A 21690-nucleotide genomic window follows, 5' to 3' on the forward strand; every position below is an offset into this window, starting at 1 on the left:
CCTTCACGCGCGCTTGGAGTCGTTGACGAGCCGCTGCACCATCGGGGTGAAGATCAGCTGCATGGCGAGGTCCATCTTGCCGCCGGGGATCACGATGGAATTGGCCCGGCTCATCCAGGAGTTCTGGATCATCGAGGTGAGATAGGGGAAATCGATGCCGCGCGGGTTCTTGAAGCGGATCACCACGAGGCTTTCATCGGCGGTGGGGATCCAGCGGGCAATGAACGGGTCGGAGGTATCGACCACCGGCACGCGCTGGAAATTCACATCCGTTTCAACGAATTGCGGGCAGATGCAGTGCACATAGGCGTGCATCCGGCGCAGGATCGTGTCGGTGACCGCCTCGGTGGTGTAGCCGCGCGAGGCCTTGTCGCGGTGGATCTTCTGGATCCATTCGAGATTGATCACCGGCACCACGCCGATCTTGAGATCGGCCAGCGCCGAGAGATTGACCTCGTCGTTCTTCACCGCGCCGTGCAGCCCTTCGTAGAACAGCAGGTCGCTGTCATCGGCAAAGGGCTTCCAGTCGGTGAAATGGCCGGGCGGCGTGCCGTGGCGCTCGGCCTCGGCATCGTCATGCACATAGTGGCGGGTGCGCCCGGTGCCGGTCTCGCCATAAGTGCGAAAGATCTCTTCCAGTTCGCCCAGCTCGTTGGCGTCATAGGAGAAATGCGAGAAGGTCTCGTCGCCGGCCGCCTTGCGGCTGTCCAGCTCGGCCTTCATGTCGGCGCGGTTGTAGCGGTGAAAGGCGTCGCCCTCGATGCTCACCGCCGAGATGCCCTCGCGGCGAAAGATCTGGTCGAAGGTCGCCTTGACCGTGGTCGTGCCCGCGCCGGAGGAACCGGTGACAGAGATGATCGGGTGTTTCTTGCTCATGGAAGGTACAGTCTTTCTGTCCGGAGGCGGGTCAGACGCGGAACAGGCCGCGATTGCCGAAGAGGGCGGAGACTTCCTGTTCGGGAAGGTCGAAATAGGCGCCGACGCGGTCGACCTTGGTGGCCGAGCCGAAGACGAAGGGCGTGCGCGCGTGCAGGCTGTCGGGGATCTTGTCGAGAATGCGCGTGGTGCCGTCGGTGGCATGGCCCTGCGCCTGCTCCACCAGCATGGCGATGGGGGCGCATTCATAGACCATGCGCAGCCGGCCCATGGCATAGCCGGGGCGGGCGTCGCCGGGATAGAGAAAGAGCCCGCCGCGCGCCAGGATGCGGTGGGTTTCGGCCACCAGCGAGGCGATCCAGCGCATGTTGAAATTGCGGGCGCGCGGGCCTTCGGCGCCAGCGAGGCAATCGTCGATATAGGCGCGCACCGGTTGCGGCCAGTGGCGGTAATTCGAGGCGTTGATGGCGAATTCCGTGCTTTCCTGCGAAATCGTCAGGGCGCTGTTCACCAGGGTGAAGAGGCCGGTCTCGGGGTCGAGGATGTAATCCTGCACGCCGTCGCCGAAGGTGACGAGCATCATGCATTGCGGCCCGTAGATGATGTAGCCGGCGGCGATCTGTTCGTGACCGGGGCGCAGGAAGCTGGCGGCGCCGTCCTCTCCCGCCTCGCGGATGGAAAAGATCGTGCCGATGGAGACATTGGTCTCGATATTGGACGAGCCGTCCAGCGGGTCGATGGCCAGCGCCAGCGGGCCGTCCGGGTCGATCTCGGCCACGGTCTCCTGTTCCTCGGAGGCGTACCAGCGCACGCCGCTGCCTTTCAGCTCGGTCGCGAAGGCCTCGTCGGCCATCACGTCGAGCGCCTTTTGCCGGTCGCCATCGGCATTGTCGCCGACGGTCGCGGCAAGCTGGCCCCCGAGCGGGCCGCGGGCGATGCGGCGGGACAGATCGCGGCCGACCCGACCGAGCGCCTCCATGGCGGGGCGCAGACGGGCCGGGATCGGCGCATCCGGGGAATAGGGGTTGCGGTCGGTCATCAAGGCCTCCTCCTCCTCGACGGGTGACTTCGGCTTGATCATGAGGATCGCGGCTTGTAAGAAAATTTAAAAATTCTGACCCGTGTTTTGGAAAAATTGAATGCGCCGACTGGCCTCGCTGACCTTCAAACAGCTTCGCGCGCTGGAAGCCGTTGAAAGAACGGGCTCAATTTCCCGCGCGGCGGAAGAGCTCGGTCTCACGGCGCCGGCGGTGCACAGCCAGCTCAAGGCGCTGGATGCGACTTTCGGATGCGCCATGCTGTCGCGGGAGGGGGCGGGGCCGTTTGTTGCGACGCCGGAGGGCAGGGTGCTTTTGCAGGCCCATGAAAGGGCCGATGCCGGGTTTCGTCTGGCGCTGCGCCGAATCGATGCGCTCCAGACCGGGCTGGCCGGCACGGTGGTGCTGGGCGTGGTCTCGACGGGAAAATATTTCGCGCCCGGCATCGTGGCGCGGCTGCGCAAGAGCTGCCCCGAGATCGAGGTGCTGTTGCAGATCGGCAATCGCGACACGATCATTTCGGCGCTTCAGGACGGGGCGCTGGATCTGGCGATCATGGGGCGACCGCCGCGCGATCCGCCGCTTCAGGCGATTTCGCTGGGCGATCACCCGCATGTGCTGATCGCGCCGCCGGATCATCCGCTGGCCCACGCGCCGCGCATCACCCCCGAGGACGTGCTGAAAGAGACCATCCTGATGCGCGAGCCGGGATCGGGTACGCGGATCCTGGCAACGCGGTTTCTCGACCGGATCGGCGAGGGCAAGACCTATGAGCGCTCCGAGATGGGCACCAACGAGACCATCAAGCAGGCGGTGATCGCCGGGCTGGGGCTGGCGCTGATCTCTTATCACACGGTGGTGGAGGAACTGCGCAGCGGGCGGCTGGTGGCACTGGATCTGCCGGGGCTGCCGATCGTGCGGCACTGGTTCCTGCTGCATCCGGAGGACGCGCCGCTCAGCGGGGCAGCGCGCACGGTCTGGGACTTCATCGCAGCCGAGAAGGACAGTTTCCTGCCGCGCTGGCCCCCGGCCTGAGGCCCAAGATTTTTCGTACGAAAAATCTCGCGCGCGGGGGTCAGTGGAATCGGCCAGGGGCGTAGGGCGCGAGGTCGATATTGGGCGTGCGGCCAGAGATGAGCTGTGCCAGCAGCCGCCCGGTCTTCGGCCCGCCGGTCAGCCCGACATGATCGTGGCCGAACCCCATATAGGCGCCTTTCAGCGCCGGCGCCTCGCCGATCACCGGCAGCGAATCCGCCATGGACGGCCTGTGTCCCATCCAGCGCACGGTGTTCTTCCAGCTCAGTCCCGGGATCGCCGCCCGGATCTGACGTTCGAGCAGCGCGAAGGGGGCCTCGGAGGCCGGCAGATCCAGCCCGCCGAGCTCGACGATCCCCGCAAGTCGCAGCCGCCCCTCCATCGGCGTCGCGACGAATTTCCCGCTGGCGACCATCACCGGCGCGCGTGGCATGACCGAAGGTTCGCAAAGCTCCAGGTGATAGCCGCGTTCCGATTGCAGCGGCGGCCTGACACCGAGCTTTGCCGCCAGCGGGCCGGACCAGACCCCCGCCGTCAGAACGGCGGCATCGCAGGCCACGCTCTCGCCGCCGATCCGGACGCCGCTGACGGCGCCGCCCGCCTGCGCGATGTCGGTCACCTCGCCCGTGATCATTCGCGCGCCCAGCGTCTGCGCATGGGCGGCCAGCGCCTTTACATAGCGGCCCGGATCGGAGATCCGCCCGTGTCCGGGAAAACGTGCGGCACAGGTGAGCGCCGGGCTGAAGATCGGATCGTAGTCGCGCAGCGCCTGACCTTCCAGGAGTTCGCATTCGAAGCCGTTGTCGCGCTGTACCGAGCGGCCAAAGCCGGTGTCCTCGAAGGCGGCGCGGCTCTTGTAGAGATGGATGTAATCCGCCGCGTGCAGCCAGCGCTCGGCGCCGGTGCCGGTGGCCAGCGCGACGTGGTCGTTGTAGCTGTCGCCGATGATCGGCCGGATCGCCGCCGCGCGTTTGCGCACCGCGTCGGCGTTGGCATGGGACATGTAGCGCCAGAGCCAGGGCAACAGCCTGGGCAGATAGGACCATTTCAGAAACAGCGGTTCGTTCGGATCGAGCAGCATCCTGGGCGCTTTCAGCCAAAGCCCCGGCCCTGTCACCGGCAGCACCGAGGACGAGGCCAGCACGCCGGCGTTGCCGTGGCTGGTGCCTTCGCCGGGGCCGGCCTTGTCGATCAGGATCACCCGATGCCCGTCGCGCAATAGCCAGAGCGCCGCCGAAACCCCGACAATTCCCGCGCCGATCACTGCCACTGTCTTTGTCATTCTGCCCTCTCGCCGGCTCGTCTCGGCTTTCCGGGGCGGATCAAGCGCGTAAATCCACGGCCTGTCAACGGATCGCGGGCCCCGCGGCTGTGGTGGCGCCTCGTTTTGCCGCCAAGCTGTGCGACTGCGGCATTCCGCCTCGCTTGCGGCGGATGTGTTTTGCTGCTGCGTAAGAAAGAACGCGGTGCCTGGCTCCTCCGGAGTGGAGAGGCTGCACCGGGAAATGTCGAGGAACGGAACCATGGGACGCAGCAGCACGGAAATCGCGGAGAGGCTTCAACAGGCGAAACAGCGGCGCAATCCGCTCTGGATCGGGATCGCCGTGGCGATTGCGTTGGCGGCGGGCGCGTGGCTCTGGCTTGGTCGTGCGCAATCGCAGGACGGGCTGCGCTATGTCAGCGAGCCGGTGCGCCGGGGCAGCTTTCAGGTCGATGTGACCGCCACCGGCACCGTGCAACCCACCACCGAGGTCACCGTTTCCTCGGAGATGTCGGGCACGCTGGCCAGTGTCGAGGTCGATTACAACGACCGGGTGAGCGTGGGGCAGGTGCTTGCGCGGCTCGACGACACCAAGCTGCGCGCGCAACTGACCAATGCCGAGGCCTCGCTGGCCTCCGCCACGGCCAAACTCGTGCAGGCGCAGGCCAGCGCCCGCGAGGCACAATCGAATTACGACACGCAGAAGCGGCTGGACGAGCGCGGTGTCACCACCCACACTGATCTCATCGCCTTCGAGGCGGCGCATGACCGCGCCCAGGCCGCCGTCGAGATGGCGGCGGCGGATCTCAAGCTCGCCGAGGCCAATCTGGTGCTGGCGCAGGCGGATCTGGAGGACGCGGCCATTGTCTCGCCCATCGACGGCATCGTGCTCGACCGCCTGGCAGAGGCGGGCCAGACCGTCGCCGCCAGCCTTTCGGCGCCCGAGCTCTTCACCCTGGCCGAGGATCTGCGGCGGATGGAGGTGCAGGTGGATATCGACGAGGCCGATATCGGTCGCGTCTCCGAGGGCAATCCCGCCACCTTCACCGTCGATGCCTATTCCGGCCGCCGTTTCGAGGCGCAGCTTGCGCAGCTACGCTATGCGCCGGAGGAGACCGACGGCGTGGTTACCTACAAGGGGGTGCTGACCGTCGACAATGACGAGCTGCTGCTGCGCCCGGGGATGACGGCCACGGCCACCATCGCCGTGGCACAGGTGGAGGACGCGCTGATCGTGTCGAACTCGGCGCTGCGCTATGTGCCGCCGCAGACTGCCAGTGCCGAGAGTGGCGGCGGTGGTGGCGGGCTTGTCGGGCTGGTCATGCCGTCACGCTCGATGCTGGACAGCGCCGCCGGCCGTGCCGATGCCTCCACGGTCTGGGTGCTGCGCGATGGCGCGGCCACCGAGATCGCCGTCGAGACCGGGCAGAGCGACGGCCGCAGCACCGAGATCCGTTCCGGCGACCTGGCCGAGGGCGATCTCGTGATCATCGACCAGACAGAGGCGCAATGACATGGGCGAGGAGACAACCGGCCCGCTGATCGCCCTGCGCGATGTCAGCCGCGTCTATGGCGAGGGCGAGGCCGAGGTGCGGGCGCTCGACGGGGTCGATCTGACCATCGGTGAGGGCGAGTTCATCGCCATCATGGGGCCTTCGGGCTCGGGCAAATCCACCGCGATGAACATCATTGGCTGCCTGGACCGGCCCACCGGCGGCAGCTACCTGTTCCACGATGTGGAGGTGGGCCGGCTCGACCGCGACCAACGCGCGATCCTGCGGCGCGAATATCTCGGCTTCGTCTTTCAGGGCTTCAACCTGCTGCCGCGCTCGACGGCGCTGGAGAATGTCGAGCTGCCGCTGATCTACAAGGGCGTGCCGCCCGCCGAGCGCGCCGCGCGGGCACGCTCGGCACTGGAGAAGGTCGGGCTTGCGGGCCGCGAGCATCACCAGCCCTCGCAGCTATCGGGCGGCCAGCAGCAGCGCGTCGCCATTGCGCGGGCCATTGTCGACAACCCGATGGTGCTGCTCGCCGACGAGCCGACGGGCAATCTCGACACCCACCGCTCGCGCGAGATCATGGAACTGCTGGTGGCGCTCAACCGCGATGACGGCATCACGATCATCATGGTGACCCATGAGGAAGACATGGCGGAATATGCTCACCGCATCGTGCTGTTTGTCGACGGGCGGGTGCAGAGCGAAGATTACCGGCCGGCGGAACGGGAGGGTTAGATCATGCTTTGGGAAACCGTGCGCCTGGCGCTTCTGGCGATCACGCGCAACGCGCTGCGCTCCTTTTTGACGGTGCTGGGCGTGGTGATCGGCGTCGCCGCCGTTATCGCCATGGTGACCATCGGGCAGGGCTCTTCGGAACAGGTGACCTCGGATGTGGAGAGCCTCGGCAGCGACGTTTTGATGCTGCGCCCCGGCAGCAGCTTCGGCGGCCCCGGCGTGTCGGAGACCGTCGCCGAGTTCACCCTGCGCGATGCCGATGCGCTGCGCGAACTGAGTGTGCTCTCGGCGGTGGCCCCGGTGGTCAACAGCCCCGCCACCGCCGTCTACGGCAATGCCAACAGCAGCACCACGGTGACCGGCAGCAGCAACGATTATCTCGACGTGGCGAATTGGACGATCCTGCGCGGGCGCGGCTTCAGCCCCGCCGAGGAAAGCTCGGGCGCGGCGGTCTGCATCCTCGGCGAAAGCGTGAGGCAGGAGCTTTTCGGCAATGCCGATCCCACCGGCGAGACGATCCGGATCAAGACCGTCTCCTGCGACGTGATCGGCTATCTCGAAGCCAAGGGCGCGGGCATGATGGGGCAGGATCAGGACGACCTGATCCTGATGCCGATCCGCGCCGTGCAGCGGCGGCTGGTGGGTTCCACCGACGTGTCGAGCTTTCAGCTGGCGCTGGCGCCCGGGGTTTCGGCGGATCGCGGCACCCGCGAGATCGAAGCGCTGATGCGCGAGCGCCGGCGGATCCAGATCGACGAGGCCGACGATTTCCGCGTCATGGACATGGCGCAGATCGCCTCCATGCTGACCTCGGTGAACTCCGTGCTGACCGGGCTTTTGTCGGCGGTGGCGGCGGTGAGCCTGCTGGTCGGCGGCATCGGCATCATGAACATCATGCTGGTCTCGGTCACCGAGCGCACGCGCGAGATCGGCATTCGGCTCGCGATCGGAGCCACGGCGCGGCAGGTGCTGACGCAGTTTCTGGTCGAGGCGATTGTGCTTTCGGTGCTGGGCGGGGTGATCGGCATCCTGCTAGGCTTTGCCATCGCCTTCGCGGCGGCGCGGTTGATGGCGATCCCCTTTACCCCGAGCATCGAGATCGTTGGCCTGGCCTTCGTTTTTTCGGGGCTGGTGGGGGTGGTCTTCGGCTATTTCCCCGCCCGCCGTGCGGCCCGGCTCGATCCGATAGAGGCGCTGCGGCACCAATAACTAAGCCCGGTTCCTAGTTCAGCTTTTGCTGTCGAATTTCGAAATCAACGGGCGACGGCATGCCGTTGTTCGTGTGCTTGCGCTTGGTGTTGAAGAAAAGGCCGATCTATTCGAACACGTCGCGCCTGACGTGGTCTCGTGTCGGATATGTCCGTCGCCTGATCCTTGCCGGTTTCAGAATCTGGAAGACGCTCTCTGCGACGGCATTGCGGCACATGGCGGGCAGGAGCCTCGCGATATCCGGAACCTTGTGTCGCGCCGCCGCGTTAAACGGTTGACGATGTTCCAGCGATGGAGATGGACCAATGGCACAGACCGCCGCAAGCAATGGAAAAAGCGCCACAACGGAGCGCGATATCGACGCGCTGAGTGAGCAGATCGCGACGCTTCGGAGCGATATTTCGAGCCTTACCGAACTGGTCGGGGAAATCGGCACACGCCGTGGCCGCGACGCGAAACACCGGGTGGAGGCGAAGGCAGAGGCGCTGCGCGGGCAGGGCGAGGATGCGCTGCGCGAGGCCGGGCGCAAGGCGGCGGAGTTCGAGCACGAAGCCGCCGACCGTATTCGCACGACGCCCTTTCAGGCTGTCGGGCTGGCCGCTGCCGCAGGCTTTTTGATCGGCTATCTCGGCGCGCGTCGATAGGAGCCGAAATGCTGTTTGCACTCGAAGCAAGACTGCGCGCGGGCCTGTCGCGGCTCGCGCGTTCGCTGGCCGGCGCATTGTGCCTGCTCGTCGCGGCGGCGTTTCTGACCGCTGCGGCATGGATGGCGCTATCTGCTGCACACGGGGCACAGATCGCTGCGCTGGTGATCGGCGGCGCCTATCTGCTTTTCGGTGCCGTCTTGATCGCGTCAGCGGCGCGTCGGCGCCCGGCCGCTCCGCCTCCGGCGTCGGTCGGTTCGCTTGCAGAGGCATTTTTGGCCGGGCGCGCGGCCGGTCAGGCCATGGGACGCGGCAGCGACCGCGGGTAACCCGTTTATTGCATAACGGGCAAATTCAAGTGTGACTCTCTTGTGCCGGTCGAAATTTGTCTGGTTTAGGGTCATTGCGGCATTCGGAAGAGTGTGGCACAACCGTTCGTGTCGATACTGAACGGAAGAGTTTAGCTCATGACCGACTTTGCCACGCGCCGCCGTATGATGGTGGATACGCAGGTTCGGCCCTCGGATGTCACGAAGTTTCCGATTATCGAGGCCATGCTGAAAATCCCCCGCGAGGCTTTTGTGCCGGACGGCCGCCAGGAGGCCGCCTATGCGGGCCGCAATGTTCCGTTGGCCGACGGGCGCGTGGTTCTGGAGCCGCGCACGCTGGCCAAGATGCTGGACGCGCTCAATCTCGATAACGATGACCTGGTGCTCGATATCGGCGCAGGCATGGGTTATTCCTCAGCCGTGATCGCGCGGATCGCCGAGGCCGTGGTCGCCGTCGAAGAGGACGAGACGCTTGCCGAAGAGGCGCAGGGGCTTCTCAGCGAACATTCCGACAATGTGATCCTGCATACCGGCGCGCTGGTGGACGGTGCCGCCGAACACGGGCCGTATGACGCCATCGTGATCGAGGGCGGCGTCGAGGAGCTTCCCGCGACACTGACCGAACAGCTCAAGGATGGCGGTCGTATCGCGTGTCTGTTCATGGAGGGTGCGCTTGGGACTGTCAGGATCGGCTGGAAAGTCGATGGGGCGATCACCTGGCGCTTTGCGTTCAACGCGACGGCGCCGGTGCTTCCGGGATTCAAAAAACAAGTGGCCTTCGCGCTATAATAGGCGACCAGGCGATAAGCGGGCAGAAGGAGACACTCATGGCGCGCAGAACAGTGTTCGGAATGGTGGCGGGGCTATGCCTCGCAGCGACAAACACGGTCCCGGCAGCAGCCGAGACGCTGGCAAGCGCGCTATCGAGCGCCTATGTCACCAGCGGATTGCTTGATCAGAACCGTGCCGTGTTGCGTGCCGCCGATGAAGATGTGGCGCAGGCAGTTGCCGCGCTGCGGCCGGTGCTGAGCTGGTCGGGCAGCGTGGCGCGCAGCTACGGATCCTCGCGCAGCCAGCCCGTCGGTGGCAGTTGGCAGTGGCGGGCGGCGTCGACCACGACCGCGAGCATCGACCTGATCGCCTCCATGACGCTCTATGCCGGCGGCTCGCGGGTCATGAGCTTCAACGCCGCGCGCGAGGCGGTGCTGGCGACCCGCGCTTCGCTCGTCTCCGTCGAGCAGGATGTTCTCTACAATGGCGTTTCCGCCTTCATGGAGGTGCGTCGCGCCACCGAGACGGTCATGCTGCGCCGCAACAACGTGCGGGTGATCGGCGAAGAGCTGCGCGCCGCGCGCGACCGGTTCGAAGTGGGCGAAGTCACCCGCACCGACGTGGCCGCAGCCGAGGCCCGCCTGGCCGAGGCGCGCAGCGCACTGGCCGGTGCCGAGGGCGATCTGGCGATCAGCCGCGAGACCTATAAATCCGTGATCGGCCACTATCCCGACGCGCTGGTACCCCCGACTGGTCTGCCGCGGCTGCCGGGCGCGGTGGAGACCGCGAAAACGCTGGCGATGCGCAATCATCCGGATCTGATCCAGCTGCGGCACACGGTGGCGGCAAACGACATCTCCGTCGAGATCGCCGAAGCCCGTATGGAGCCCACCGTGTCGCTGCGTGGTACCTGGGGTGTGGACGAGACTTTCGATTCGCGGTCTGCGTCGCGCGGGGGATCGGTGTCCATCGGCGTTGACGGCCCGATCTATCAGGGTGGCGCGCTGTCGTCCGGCGTGCGCAAGGCGATGGCGAACCGCGATGCGTCGCGCGCGCGGCTCTATACCGCCGGCAAGAACGTCGAGCGCACGGTGGGCAGCACCTACGCCTCCTTGCGCATCGCTCAGGCCTCGCTGGTGTCGACCCGCGAGCAGGTGCGCGCCGCGCGCGTCGCCTTCAACGGCATCCGCGAAGAGGCGACGCTCGGTGCGCGCACCACGCTGGATGTGCTTGACGCTGAGCAGGAGCTGCTCGACGCCCGCGCCGCGCTGATCTCGGCCGAGGTCGATCAGACCGTCGCTGCTTACGCGGTGCTGGCATCGGTGGGGCAGCTCACCGCCGAGTCGCTGGCGCTCAGCGTGCCGCGCTATGATCCGGCGGAATATTACAATCTGGTCAAGACCGCGCCGGTGCGCTCGCAGCAGGGCGAAGATCTCAACCGTGTCCTGCGTGCCCTCGGCAAAAACTAGGGTTTTCCACATCTGTTGTCTGGAATCGCGCCTCGCGCTACAGTTTGCGCGAGGCAAGAGTGGAACATAAATGTCAGATCCCGTGACGAATGTGGAAATCGAGGACGTGCTGTCCTCCATACGGCGCTTGGTGTCTGAGGATACGCGGCCCAAGGCACCACCGTCCGCGCCCGAAAAGCCGGAGCGGCTTGTGCTGACGCCGTCGCAGCGGGTGCCGGACGCGGAGGAGGCGGCCGCTACACCGTCCGAGGAAACGGCGGTGTTGCTGACAGAGCCGACACTTGTTCCTGAACCCGCCCCGGTTGTTCCTGAGCCCGACGCAGTGTCCGGGCTCTCGTCCGATAACGCCGACGAGCCAGAGGCGGCGGAACCGGCCCAGGCTGCGGCGTGCGAAGAGCGAAACGAGGAGCTTTCCGCCATTGGCCGGCTGGTCGAGGCGCAGGTGGCCCGTGTCTTTGCCGAAACCCAAGAAGAGGACGGCGCGCTGGCCGCGCCCGAGGCGGTCGAGGTCACCGCGCCGGCGCTTGCCGAGGCGGGGGCCGGCGAAAATGCTGAAAACGCCGCGGAGATAGCGGCGGAGGAGACCGAAGAGCCGAGCTCGCAGGCCGGATCCGCTGACGATGATGGCGGGCTCGCCCGCAAGATCGCCGAGCTTGAAGCGATGATCTCGCGCGGGTTCGGCAACTTCGACGCGGACGAGCCGGAGGAAGAGGGGGCCAATGCCGCCTTCGTGCATCACCCGCGCGAGCCGCTGGCTTGGGAGGATCACTTTGCCGATGCCTTCGAGCCGGCGGAGCCCGAACCGTCTGAAGCGACCGTTCTGCGCGGTCCGCCTTGGCGGGGTGAGCCGGAGCGCGCTCCGCGCGCGCAGGCGCCCGTATCCACACCGGAGCCCGAGCGCGGCGCGACGGATCTGCCGACAACGATCGACGAAGACATGCTGCGTGAGATGGTGGCGGGAATCGTCCGGCAGGAATTGCAGGGCGCTCTGGGCGAGCGCATCACCCGCAATGTGCGAAAACTCGTGCGCCGCGAGATCCACCGCATGCTGGAAAGCAAGGGGTTCGACTGATCGCGCAGCCGTCGGCCAACCCGGCCCGGGGGCGGGGCGTTGTCATCTCTCTTCAAAGTTCGAAAGGCGCGCCCTGATCGGGACGCGCCTTTCTTTTGTCCAGCAATGGCTTGCGGGGCGAAGCTCAGGCGGCTTCGCGCTCCGCGGCAGCGGCTGCATTGCGGCGTTCGCTTTCTTCGCGCGATAGCGCGACCGAGGTGCGCACACCTTTGCCCACGAATTCCATCAGGCCGGCGACGACACGCTCGTTGGGGTCGATGCCGGCACAGCTGAGCACCTCACGGCCATCGCGCGAGCGTGCCCAGCGGGCAATCTGTTCGGGACCATTGCCATATTTCTTGTCATCGGCGATGGCGTCGTCGAGCGCAGCCAGAACCACAGCGGCAAAGAGCTTGCGCGCGCGGTTGCCTTGTTCGGCATTAAAGGCTGTGCTGTCCACGAAATCCTTCATAATTCGACCTTTGATTATTGCTCTTGTCTTTTCCGGCGTGTGAGGCGTTATGAACCATTCCGTTCGATTCGGATACACCTCAAACGCATGACACCTATGCGTTGATCGCATGGGTTTGTTTGAGCGCACACGATATATCGTTGTCTTGCACGGGCACGACTGGCCAGATATAGGAGCGGCCAGACAATCATCAACCTTTTGCCAAAGATTAGTCCCATGCCCAAGATCAACGGTAACGAGATCCGCCCCGGCAACGTGCTGGAGCACAATGACGGCCTCTGGGCCGCCGTGAAGGTGGACCATGTGAAGCCCGGCAAGGGCGGGGCGTTCGCGCAGGTCGAGCTGCGCAACCTTCGCAACGGTTCCAAGCTGAACGAGCGCTTCCGCTCCGCCGACAAGGTCGAGCGCGTGCGGCTCGAACAGAAGGACATGCAGTTCCTCTTCGAGAGCGACGGCATGCTGACCTTCATGGATACCGAAACCTACGACCAGGTCGCGCTGCCGGCGGAAATCCTCGGTGAGCGTCGCCCGTTCCTTCAGGACGGCATGACCATCGTGGTGGAGTTCTACGACGCAGAGGCGCTGAACGCGACGCTGCCGCAGAAGGTGACTTGCAAGGTCGTGGAGACCGAGCCGGTGGTCAAAGGCCAGACGGCGGCGAACAGCTTCAAGCCCGCGACGCTGGACAATGGCGTCAAGGTCATGGTGCCGCCCTTTGTCGGGCAGGACGAGGATATCGTCGTGAACACCGAAACCATGGAATATTCGGAACGCGCATAACCCGCGCGCCGATGTTCTTCCGTCCCCGTGCGATCCGGGGGCGTATATCGAGACAGTGACCAGGGCCTCCGGCGCAAAGCCAAGGAGGCCCTTTTCATGATCGACCATTTCACCGAGACCGACCTGCCGGATATGGCGGTGCTGCTGCGCGGGCTGAACGCGCAGCACGCGGCACGTCTGCCGCAGCGGTTCCACGAGCGTGCCGACGCGACGGCGCTCGGCGGTTTCCTGCAGGAGCGCATGGGGCAGGGGGCGCGGGCGCTGGTCTACCGCGCCGGGGGCGTGGCGCGCGGCTACCTGCTCTGGCATCCGCGCGATGTGCCGGCGAGCGCGGTGGACTGCGCGCGGCGCGTGGCGGTGCTGGAGCATATCGCGGTGGCGCCCTCCTGGCGGCGGCGCGGTATCGGGCGGCGGTTGGTGACGCGGTTCGAGGCGGAGGCGGCGGGCAGCGGCTGCGACGCCTGGGTGACGGCGGTGCACGACTTCAACGCCGCCTCCGCCGCGCTGATGCGGCAGGCGGGAGCGGCGCGGGCCATCGACATTCTGGAAAAGCCGCTGGCATAGGCGCAAGATCCTTCGAAGGATCTTGCAAATCTCTTCGAAGAGATTTGGGCGCTCAGACCCCGGTGGCGCTCAGCAGCCGTGCCACCATGCCCTGATAGCTCGCGCCGAAGAGCCGGAAATGCACCAGCGCCGGGAAGAGCTGATAGATCGCCCGCCGCTCGGCCCGGCCCGGTTCCTGCGGCCCGTAGCCTTGCCAGAACGCGTCCGGCGGGCTGCCGAAGAGCTCCAGCATGGCCAGATCCACCTCAGCATGACCGTGATAGCAGGCCGGGTCGATCATCCAGGCGGTACCGTCGCCGAAGAGCGCGTTGCCGGTCCAGAGATCGCCATGCAGCAGCGCCGGCGTCGGGCTGGCGGGCAGACGTTCGGGCAGCGCCCGGGCCAGCGCCTCGAGCCGCCGCGCCTGCGCCATGGGCAGCACCGGCAGGAAGGGCAGCAGCCGCCGCCGCGCCCAGAAATCCGGCCAGTTGTCGGCATGGCCGTTGGGGATCGGCTGCGGCCCGAAGGCGTAGTCCTCCGGCCAGCCATATTGCGCGCCACGGCAATTGTGCAGCCGCCGCAGCCCTTGCCCCAGCGCCTGCCAGCCGGCGGGGGCGGCCGGCGCTTCGTCCAGCCATTGCAGGCAGAGCAACGATCCGGCCTGATGCAGCACCTCGGGCACCGGCGCCTCTGCGGTGGCCATGGCGGCGAGCATGCGCGCCTCGCTGTCGACCCGCTCGCCGCGCTTCACAGCCATCACCCGCCCGTCCTCGAGCGTGACCTTCAGCACCTCGGAGAGATCGCCGCCATGCAATGGGCGCGCAGAGGCGATCCCGGTGCCGAAAACCTGTGCGAGCCCGTCCAGGCTCATGGCGCGTAGCGCACCACGGCGCCATCCGCCCGCATCTCGTCGCTCGCTCGGTCAAAGCGCAGATGCGCGATTCCCTTGCCTCCGGCCTGGGTGAAGAGCGTGCCCGCGAGTTTCTCGCCGGCGACGATCTCGGTGCCCGGCGCGGCGCTGCCCTCGACACCGACCGTGACCAGCCCCTTGCGCAGGGAAGTCTTGTGCTTCATCCGCGCGGTCACTTCCTGACCGACGAAACAGCCCTTGTGGAAATCCACCCCGTGCAGGCGCTCGAACCCGGCCTCCAGAATGAAGGTGTCGGGGGTCAGCTCCACGCCGCTTTCGGGCACGCAGGCGGCGACGCGCAGCGCCTCCCAGTCGGCGGCATCGCCGGGTTGCCCGTCATAGCCGCGCCAGCCGAGCGACGGGTCGCGCGGATCGGCAAAGGCGCCCTCGGGCGGGGTGCCGGTGCCCCGGGTGACCTCGATATCTGTCTCGGCAATCTCGACCTTGCTGCGCAGCTTGTAGAGCGACAGTGCGCGCATCAGATCATCGGCCAGATCCGCCGCCACGTCGATCAGGATATCCTCGCCCGCCGGCACCAGCAGGAAATCCGAGCGGTACTTGCCCTGCGGCGTCAGCAGCGCTGCATAGACCATGCCGTTTTTCAGCTGCGTGACGTCATTGGTCACCAGACCTTGCAGAAACTGTTCGGAGTCCGGGCCGCTCAGTCGCAGCACCTTGCGTTTGCCAGTCATCGCGTTCTCCCGTCTGTCTCCCGCTATGTAACGGCAAGGGCGCGGGGTTGCGAGGGGCCGGGATCAGCTTTCGGTGAACTGCATGGCATGAAGCCGCGCATAGGCGCCGTTTCGGGCAAGCAGGTCGTCATGCGTGCCTTCTTCGACGACGCGGCCCTGATCCATCACCATGATCTTGTCCGCATGGCGCACGGTCGACAGCCGGTGCGCGATGACCAGCGTGGTGCGGCCTTCGGCGAGGCGTTCCAGCGCCTGCTGCACCACCGCCTCGGATTGCGCATCAAGCGCCGAAGTCGCCTCGTCGAGCAGCAGAATCGGGGTGTCGCGCAGCAGCGCGCGGGCAATGGCGACGCGCTGGCGCTGCCCGCCCGAAAGCGCCGAGCCGCGCGGCCCCACCGGCGCGTCGAGCCCGCCTTCGAGCCGGGGCAGGAAATCCGCCACATGCGCGGCTTTCAGCACCTTGTCCAACTGCTCTTCCGAGACATCTTTCCGCCCCAGCAGGATGTTCTCTCGCAGCGATTCGTCGAAGAGCAGCGCCTCCTGACTGACCACTGAAAACAGCCCGCGCAGATCGCCAAGCCGCATCGTCGCCACCGGCACGCCGCCGATCTCGACGCGACCGCTTTCGGGCTCGGCAAGCCGGGTCAGCACGTTGAACACGGTGGATTTGCCCGCACCCGAGGCGCCCACCAGCGCAGTGGTCTTGCCGGGCTCGGCGACAAGGCTGGCGCCGCGCAGCACCGGCGCCTCGCCATAGGCCAGATGCACGTCGTCCAGCACCACGCCGGGCACGCCCTGCGGCGCCGGCTGCGGCGTCTCGGGATCGCGCAGCGCCGGCACCATGTCGAGCAGCTCCTTCAGCCGCTCGATGGAGGCGGCGGCGATCTGCCAGTTGCCGCTAACGGCACCCAGCCGGCGCAGCGGCTCGAAGGCCAGCGCGATGGCGGTGAAGAAGGCCATGAAATCGCCCACGGTCTTGGATCCGGCGAGGATCTCGCCGCCGCCATAGAACAGCACCCCCATAAAGCCGATGCCCGACATGATGTCGATCAGCCCGGGGATAGAGCTTTGCCCAAGCGCGGCGCGGGTCTCGGCATTGATGCGCTTGTCGGTGAGCTTGCGGTAGCGCGCCGCCTGATACTCCTCCAGCCGGTTGAGCTTGACCGGCACGATGCCGTGGAACACCTCGTTGAGCCGGGTGGAGAGCCTGGCGGCGATATCGCGGGCGTGGCGGGCATTGCCTCGCACATAGCGCTGCACCAGGATCGACGGCAGCACCATCAGCGGCGCGCCGACCAGCGCCACCAGCGTCCAGCGCCAGTCGATCCCCAGCGCCACGCCGAAGAGCGAGATGAGCGCAATCACGTCGCGCCCGGCGCCGGTGATGATGATGCGCCAGACCTTGCTGATCTGGCCGACATCGCCCTCGACCCGCTGCATCAGATAGCCCGGCCCGTAGGCCTGGTGGAAACTGCCGTCGAGCGTCATCAGATGCCTGAGCAGGTCGTTGCGGATATCGCCCACGGTGCGCTCTGAGACCTGCGTCATCAGAACCTTCTGCGCGACGCTGGCCAGCGCCCGGATCATGAAGCTGGCAAAGATCACCAGCCCGACCCACCACAGCGCATCCGCGTTGCCGCCGACAAAGACATTGTCGAACATCGGCTTCATCATGTAGCTGAGCAGCCCGAACATGGCGCCTTCGACGCTCATGAAGATCAGCGCCACCACCAGCAACAGCCGGTAGGGCCAGAGATAGGTCCACCAGAGCCAGAGAAACAGCCCGCGGGGTTTCTTGGGCGTGTCGGTCACGCCAGCTCCTCCGGCGGGCGGCGGGCGTCGAAACCGGCCTGAACCGGTTTGCTGTCGTATTCGGTGGCGATCCACTGCTCGAAGGGGATCGGATCGCGGCGGTTGCGCGCCGCGTAGACGTCGAGAATATAGCCCTGAATGCCGGTGCGGGTGAATTCCAGATGGATGTATTTCAGCCCGAGCTGCTTGCGCGCCTCTTCCACCGGCACGCCCTCGAACACCATCAGATAGACGGCAGAGGCGAACCCGGCGCGGTCGGCGCCGGATTTGCAGTGGAACATCATCGGGCGTTCCGCCGTGCGCATGGTCTCGATCAGGGTGAGGATGCGCTCGCGCTTGGGCGCCATGCGCGCCCAGAGCTTGGCATGCAGCAGCGTCAGCCCGAGTTTCTCGCAGCTCTCCTTTTCAAAGAGGTAATGCGAGTATTTCTCTTCGCCGCGCAGGGTGATCACCGTCTTGATGCCCATGCGGGCGTATTTCTCGAACCGGCGATGCGTGGGCTGGTTGGAGCGCCATACCCCCGGCGCGATCTGCCAGAAATTTGTCCAGACGCTGCGCAGCCAGGCGTGATCGAAGAGATTGTAATGCAGGGTCGATAGCGCCCGGGCCCCGGGCGACGAGATGTCCTTGCCGAAGGACCGGCGAAACCGCCGTTCGGCCGTTTCGATCTTTTCCCAGAGCTGCGCGAGCATTGTGCCGTCCCGTTGATCTGGCGGGGGTTTAGTGGGCCTGTTCCGTCAAGGCAAGCATAGCGCCGCATTGACGCCACCGCATCGCTGGTTAGGTTGGCCGCCGTGCCGCCATTTCAAGGGGCGCATTCACGGAGAAAATCGATGTCGCTTGCCCATGGTCGCCCGTATCTGGCCATTCCCGGCCCCTCTGTCATGCCCGACGCGGTGCTGCGCGCCATGCACCGCGCCTCGCCCAATATCTACGAGGGCGAGCTGGTCGAGATGGTGCGCGGGCTGGTGCCGGATCTGAAATACGTGGCGCAGACCGAGGGGTATGCGACGATCTATACCACAAACGGTCACGGCGCCTGGGAGGCGTCGCTGTCGAACGTGGCGAGCGAGGGCGACACCGTTCTGGTGGCGGCCACGGGGCGCTTTGGCCATGGCTGGGCGGATGTCGCCACGGGGCTTGGTCTCGAGGTGCAGCTTATTGATTTCGGGCGGAAATCGCCGCTCGATCCGGCGCGGGTGGAGGAGGCGCTCACCGCCGACAAGGCGCATCGGATCAAGGCGGTGCTGATGAGCCATGTGGACACCGCGACCTCGGTGCGCAACGACGTGGCGGCGGTGCGCGCGGCGATCGACGCGGCGGGTCACCCGGCGCTGCTGATGGCCGATTGCATCGCCTCCATGGGCTGCGACCGGTTCCTGATGGACGAGTGGGGGGCCGATGTGGCGGTGACCGGCTCGCAGAAGGGGCTGATGGTGCCGCCGGGAATGAGTTTCGTGTTCTTCAACGACCGCGCGGCGGCGCGGCGGGCAGAGGTGAAGCGGGTCAGCCGCTACTGGGACTGGGTGCCGCGCGCCGAGCCGGAATTCTTCTACCAGTATTTCGGCGGGACGGCGCCGACGCATCATCTCTACGGGCTGCGGGCCTCGCTCGACATGATCCGTGCCGAGGGGATCGAGGCGATCTGGGCGCGCCACGCGACGCTGGCCCGGGCGATCTGGGCGGCGGCGGATGTCTGGGGCGCGGAGGGCCCGATGGAGATGAACATCTCTGATCCGGCGCAGCGCTCGCACGCGGTCACCGCGCTGCGGCTGGGCGCGCCCTATGGCGCGCAGCTTCGGGAATGGACGGACAAGCGGGCGGGGGTGACGCTGGGCATCGGGCTCGGCATGTCGGAGCCCGAGGATCCGATGGGCACCGGGTTTTTCCGCATCGGCCATATGGGCCATGTGAATGCGCATATGGTGCTGGGGTTGCTGGGCGTGGTGGAGGCGGGTTTGAAGTCGCTGGGCATCCCGCATGGGCGCGGCGGTGTCGCGGCGGCGGCGGAGGTGATCGGCGCGGCCTGAGCTTTGCGCGGTGCGGTGGGCAGATTGCCCACCCTACGGTCGTGCGTTGCCCCGGGCGCGGGACAAGGCCGAAGGCCGCCGCGCCATCGCCGGCCCGTCCCCCGGGCTGGCGATTTGGTGACGCTAGCGCAAAGTGTCGGGGTCTTTCGGACTTGGCCGGGATAAATCGAGAGGTTCAGAGGTAATTTCGCCATCCCCCGGGCCGGCGATGGCGCGGCTTACCAACCGTAGGGTGGGCAATCTGCCCACCGCACCGCGCAAACCTCACTCGTGCCCACAGCGCACCTATCCCCGCCGCCTCAGACGCCGTTCCAGCCGGGTGATCAGGTGATTCACCGCCAGTCCCAACAGCAGCACGGCGCCCAGACCCCACTGCACCCAGAGCACAGCGAAAATCCACAGCATGTTGATGAACAGAAACACCAGCGCGGGGGTGGTGAAATCCGGCGCGGGCTGGCGGGTACGGTCGTCCATTGCGGGGCATCCTCTCGGCAGCGGCTCTTGGCGCAAGTTAGCACAGCCTGCGCCCGGCTCACCCGTCCGAAGCTCACCTTTGCGTGCGCCGCGCGCTCATGCGGCGGTTTCGGAGGCCTCTGCCAGCGCCTTGGGCAGTTCCTCGGCGAGGACATTCAGATCCGCTCCGGTGCCCGCGCTGATCCGCAGGCAGCGGTCCTGCGGCGCGACGAAGGGCATGCGCACAAAGACCCCGCGCGCCACCAGTGCCTTCAGTACCGCGCGGGCGAAATCGCCGTCGCGGCCGCAATCCACCGCGACGAAATTCGTCGCGCTCGGCAGGCAGGTGAGCCCGTTCGCCGCGGCGATCTCCACGATCCGCGTGCGCGCCGCGCCGACCCTGTCGCGGATCTCTGCCAGCCAGGCATCGTCGCGCAGCGCCGCCAATACGCCGGCCTGGGCCGAGCGGTTCATGGCGAAATGGTTGCGCACCTTGTCGAAGGCGCCGATCAGCGGCTGGGCGCCCACCGCATAGCCCACCCGCGCGCCCGCCATGCCATAGGCCTTGGAGAAGGTGCGGAAGCGGATCACCCGGGGATCCTCGGGGTCGATCCTGGGCGCGGTGCCCTCGGGGGCGAACTCGATATAGGCCTCGTCCAGCGCCAGTACGGTGCCGTCGGGCAGCGTGTCGAGCGCCGCCTCGATTGCGGCGCCGTCATGCCAGCTGCCCATCGGGTTGTCGGGATTGGCGAGATAGACGATCTTGGCATCGACCTCGGCGGCTTTGGCGAACAGCGCCGCGATATCCTCGGCATCGTCGCGATAGGGCACCTTGTGCAGCGCGCCGCCATAGGCGTTCACATGGTAGCTGAAGGTCGGGTAGGCGCCATCGGAGGTCACCACCGCATCGCCCGGCTCCACCAGCAGTCGCACCAGATAGCCGAGACAGCCGTCAATGCCCTCGCCAAAGACGATATTGGCGGGCGTGCAGCCGAGCCGTGCCGAGAGCTCGGCCTTCAGGTCGAAATGGCTGGGGTCGGCATATTTCCAGATCTCCGCATCCGCCGTACGCAACGCCTCCAGCGCGCGGGGTGAGGGGCCAAAGACATTCTCGTTGGCGCCGAGCCGGGCGCGGAAACGGATGCCGGCGGCGCGCTCATGCTCTTCCGGGCCGACAAAGGGCACGGTGGCGGGCAGGCGGGAGATGAGGTCTGGAAAGCGCGGTCCGATCATGGACGGGGCCTTTACGCCTCGCCGGCCAGCCCGGTCAAGAAAAATGCAGCGTCAATTCGATGCTTAGCGCAGGAATTTGCGGCGGGCGTCGCGGGCGATCTCGTGGCGCATCTGCAAATCGGCGAGCTGCGCCATCAGGCGTTTTTTCTCCGCCGGGTCTTGTGTGGCCTGCCAGGCCGCGCGCACAGCGTCGAGCTGGGCCTTCAATCGAAGCTCTTCCGGGAGCGCCCCGGCCTCTGCCATCATCCGGAATCCCACCGCCTCACCCGCGTCGAGCATGGCGTCGCCGGGCCGGTCGGGCAGCGGTTTGCCCTCGCCGGCGAGGCCCGAGAGCTTGCCCTCGGCTTCGGCCTTGCGGATCTGCTGTTCGGTGAGTCGGGCCCAGCGTGACATGGGGAGAGGTTAGGGCGGTCGAATTGAGGCATCAATGGTTTGGAGCGCTCATCTTGTTTGTGACGAGGAGCTCGCTCTTGCAGCGCCCAAACAGTGCGCCCGGGCGCGGAACAAGCCCGAAGGGCGCCGCGCCATCGCCGGCCCGTTCGGGCGGGCTGGCGATATGGTGACGCCAGCGCCGCGTGTCGAGGTCTTTCGGGCTTGGCCGGGATAAATCGAGAGGTTCGTAAGTCGGATCGCCAACCCACGGGCCGGCGATGGCGCGGCTCGCGACGGTGCGGCGCTTTGGCGCCAAGCATGGAAGCCGCCCAGTCCAAAATCTTCAGATTGTCAGCGGTGGCGCCTCGCCATGATTGCCGGCAGCTAGCCGCCGGCAATCACGGTCTCCTGCCTTGACCGCACCGGGCGGAGCCGTCAGGTTCTCGCGCGAGCAGCGGCAATCACAAAGGCGCCCGT

23 protein-coding genes are annotated in these 21690 nt (G+C 66.5%); 12 read left to right on the forward strand and 11 right to left on the reverse strand.

All coding sequences use genetic code 11. The features are described 5' to 3' along the window. Window positions 1–3 precede the first annotated feature (3 nt). Together I6N89_RS00850 and I6N89_RS00855 are read right to left on the reverse strand one after the other, a co-directional pair. Window positions 4–876, reverse strand: coding sequence for a phosphoribulokinase (locus tag I6N89_RS00850; protein WP_207016343.1), 873 nt, complete (start codon window positions 874–876; stop codon window positions 4–6). Window positions 877–907: 31 nt separating this feature from the next. After that, window positions 908–1915 carry a class 1 fructose-bisphosphatase gene (locus I6N89_RS00855; protein WP_207016344.1) on the reverse strand — a complete coding sequence of 336 codons (1008 nt, stop codon included), beginning with the start codon at window positions 1913–1915 and terminating at the stop codon, window positions 908–910. 100 nt (window positions 1916–2015) lie between these two features. Here I6N89_RS00855 and cbbR point away from each other — a divergent pair, with 100 nt between their 5' ends. Next, on the forward strand, window positions 2016–2948 hold the full coding sequence (gene cbbR, locus I6N89_RS00860) for a LysR family regulator CbbR (RefSeq protein ID WP_207016345.1): 933 nt from the start codon (window positions 2016–2018) through the stop codon (window positions 2946–2948). Window positions 2949–2988: 40 nt separating this feature from the next. Here cbbR and I6N89_RS00865 read toward each other — a convergent pair whose 3' ends face one another. Further along, window positions 2989–4230: an NAD(P)/FAD-dependent oxidoreductase gene (locus tag I6N89_RS00865; RefSeq protein WP_207016346.1), complete on the reverse strand. Its 1242-nt coding sequence runs from the start codon at window positions 4228–4230 to the stop codon at window positions 2989–2991. A 241-nt stretch (window positions 4231–4471) separates the two neighbouring features. On the opposite strand from I6N89_RS00865, the gene I6N89_RS00870 reads away from it, so the two are divergent. The 8 genes from I6N89_RS00870 (at window position 4472) to I6N89_RS00905 (ending at window position 11937) form a co-directional block, all read left to right on the forward strand. Further along, a complete protein-coding gene (locus I6N89_RS00870; protein WP_207016347.1) occupies window positions 4472–5722 on the forward strand; it encodes an efflux RND transporter periplasmic adaptor subunit in 1251 nt (416 codons plus the stop codon). Between the two features lies 1 nt (window position 5723). Next, window positions 5724–6443, forward strand: coding sequence for an ABC transporter ATP-binding protein (locus I6N89_RS00875; protein WP_328805825.1), 720 nt, complete (start codon window positions 5724–5726; stop codon window positions 6441–6443). A 3-nt stretch (window positions 6444–6446) separates the two neighbouring features. Next, the gene (locus I6N89_RS00880; protein WP_207016348.1) at window positions 6447–7652 is read left to right on the forward strand and encodes an ABC transporter permease; all 1206 of its coding nucleotides are present in this window, start codon (window positions 6447–6449) and stop codon (window positions 7650–7652) included. A gap of 305 nt (window positions 7653–7957) precedes the next feature. After that, window positions 7958–8296 (forward strand): DUF883 family protein, encoded by a 339-nt coding sequence (locus tag I6N89_RS00885; protein WP_207016349.1) that lies wholly within the window; start codon window positions 7958–7960, stop codon window positions 8294–8296. 8 nt (window positions 8297–8304) lie between these two features. After that, window positions 8305–8625 carry a hypothetical protein gene (locus I6N89_RS00890; RefSeq protein WP_207016350.1) on the forward strand — a complete coding sequence of 107 codons (321 nt, stop codon included), beginning with the start codon at window positions 8305–8307 and terminating at the stop codon, window positions 8623–8625. A 138-nt stretch (window positions 8626–8763) separates the two neighbouring features. Beyond that, window positions 8764–9414: a protein-L-isoaspartate O-methyltransferase family protein gene (locus I6N89_RS00895; protein ID WP_207016351.1), complete on the forward strand. Its 651-nt coding sequence runs from the start codon at window positions 8764–8766 to the stop codon at window positions 9412–9414. A gap of 38 nt (window positions 9415–9452) precedes the next feature. After that, complete coding sequence (locus I6N89_RS00900; protein WP_207016352.1) at window positions 9453–10865, forward strand: TolC family outer membrane protein; 1413 nt, start codon at window positions 9453–9455, stop codon at window positions 10863–10865. Window positions 10866–10935: 70 nt separating this feature from the next. Further along, complete coding sequence (locus I6N89_RS00905) at window positions 10936–11937, forward strand: hypothetical protein (protein ID WP_207016353.1); 1002 nt, start codon at window positions 10936–10938, stop codon at window positions 11935–11937. Between the two features lie 124 nt (window positions 11938–12061). Here the strand turns inward: I6N89_RS00905 and I6N89_RS00910 are convergent, their stop codons facing one another. Next, entirely contained in the window at window positions 12062–12388 is a 327-nt protein-coding gene (locus I6N89_RS00910; protein WP_076702781.1) for a DUF6280 family protein, read from the reverse strand. Window positions 12389–12604: 216 nt separating this feature from the next. On the opposite strand from I6N89_RS00910, the gene efp reads away from it, so the two are divergent. After that, window positions 12605–13168 carry an elongation factor P gene (efp, locus tag I6N89_RS00915; protein WP_207016354.1) on the forward strand — a complete coding sequence of 188 codons (564 nt, stop codon included), beginning with the start codon at window positions 12605–12607 and terminating at the stop codon, window positions 13166–13168. 96 nt (window positions 13169–13264) lie between these two features. After that, the gene (locus tag I6N89_RS00920) at window positions 13265–13732 is read left to right on the forward strand and encodes a GNAT family N-acetyltransferase (protein ID WP_207016355.1); all 468 of its coding nucleotides are present in this window, start codon (window positions 13265–13267) and stop codon (window positions 13730–13732) included. A gap of 52 nt (window positions 13733–13784) precedes the next feature. Here I6N89_RS00920 and I6N89_RS00925 read toward each other — a convergent pair whose 3' ends face one another. From I6N89_RS00925 to I6N89_RS00940, 4 genes are all read right to left on the reverse strand, one after another. Then, window positions 13785–14582, reverse strand: coding sequence for a fructosamine kinase family protein (locus tag I6N89_RS00925; protein WP_207016356.1), 798 nt, complete (start codon window positions 14580–14582; stop codon window positions 13785–13787). Continuing rightward, window positions 14579–15313: a YgfZ/GcvT domain-containing protein gene (locus I6N89_RS00930; protein WP_207016357.1), complete on the reverse strand. Its 735-nt coding sequence runs from the start codon at window positions 15311–15313 to the stop codon at window positions 14579–14581. The genes I6N89_RS00925 and I6N89_RS00930 overlap by 4 nt, the downstream gene beginning before the upstream one ends. 63 nt (window positions 15314–15376) lie before the next feature. Then, window positions 15377–17125 carry an ABC transporter ATP-binding protein gene (locus tag I6N89_RS00935; protein ID WP_207016358.1) on the reverse strand — a complete coding sequence of 583 codons (1749 nt, stop codon included), beginning with the start codon at window positions 17123–17125 and terminating at the stop codon, window positions 15377–15379. Next, window positions 17122–17817, reverse strand: a complete 696-nt coding sequence (locus I6N89_RS00940) for a fused DSP-PTPase phosphatase/NAD kinase-like protein (RefSeq protein ID WP_207016359.1) — start codon at window positions 17815–17817, stop codon at window positions 17122–17124. The genes I6N89_RS00935 and I6N89_RS00940 overlap by 4 nt, the downstream gene beginning before the upstream one ends. Window positions 17818–17958: 141 nt before the next feature. Between I6N89_RS00940 and I6N89_RS00945 the strand changes: the two genes are divergently transcribed. Continuing rightward, the gene (locus I6N89_RS00945; protein ID WP_207016360.1) at window positions 17959–19155 is read left to right on the forward strand and encodes a pyridoxal-phosphate-dependent aminotransferase family protein; all 1197 of its coding nucleotides are present in this window, start codon (window positions 17959–17961) and stop codon (window positions 19153–19155) included. 285 nt (window positions 19156–19440) lie between these two features. Here the strand turns inward: I6N89_RS00945 and I6N89_RS00950 are convergent, their stop codons facing one another. The 3 genes from I6N89_RS00950 to I6N89_RS00960 form a co-directional block, all read right to left on the reverse strand. Then, the gene (locus tag I6N89_RS00950; protein WP_207016361.1) at window positions 19441–19629 is read right to left on the reverse strand and encodes a histidinol phosphate aminotransferase; all 189 of its coding nucleotides are present in this window, start codon (window positions 19627–19629) and stop codon (window positions 19441–19443) included. Window positions 19630–19725: 96 nt separating this feature from the next. After that, on the reverse strand, window positions 19726–20841 hold the full coding sequence (locus tag I6N89_RS00955) for a pyridoxal phosphate-dependent aminotransferase (RefSeq protein ID WP_207016362.1): 1116 nt from the start codon (window positions 20839–20841) through the stop codon (window positions 19726–19728). A gap of 63 nt (window positions 20842–20904) precedes the next feature. After that, the gene (locus I6N89_RS00960) at window positions 20905–21234 is read right to left on the reverse strand and encodes a DUF1992 domain-containing protein (protein WP_207016363.1); all 330 of its coding nucleotides are present in this window, start codon (window positions 21232–21234) and stop codon (window positions 20905–20907) included. Window positions 21235–21690 lie beyond the last annotated feature (456 nt).

Source organism: Salipiger abyssi (assembly GCF_017311415.1).
In the GTDB taxonomy this organism is placed as follows: Bacteria; Pseudomonadota; Alphaproteobacteria; order Rhodobacterales; family Rhodobacteraceae; genus Salipiger; species Salipiger abyssi_A.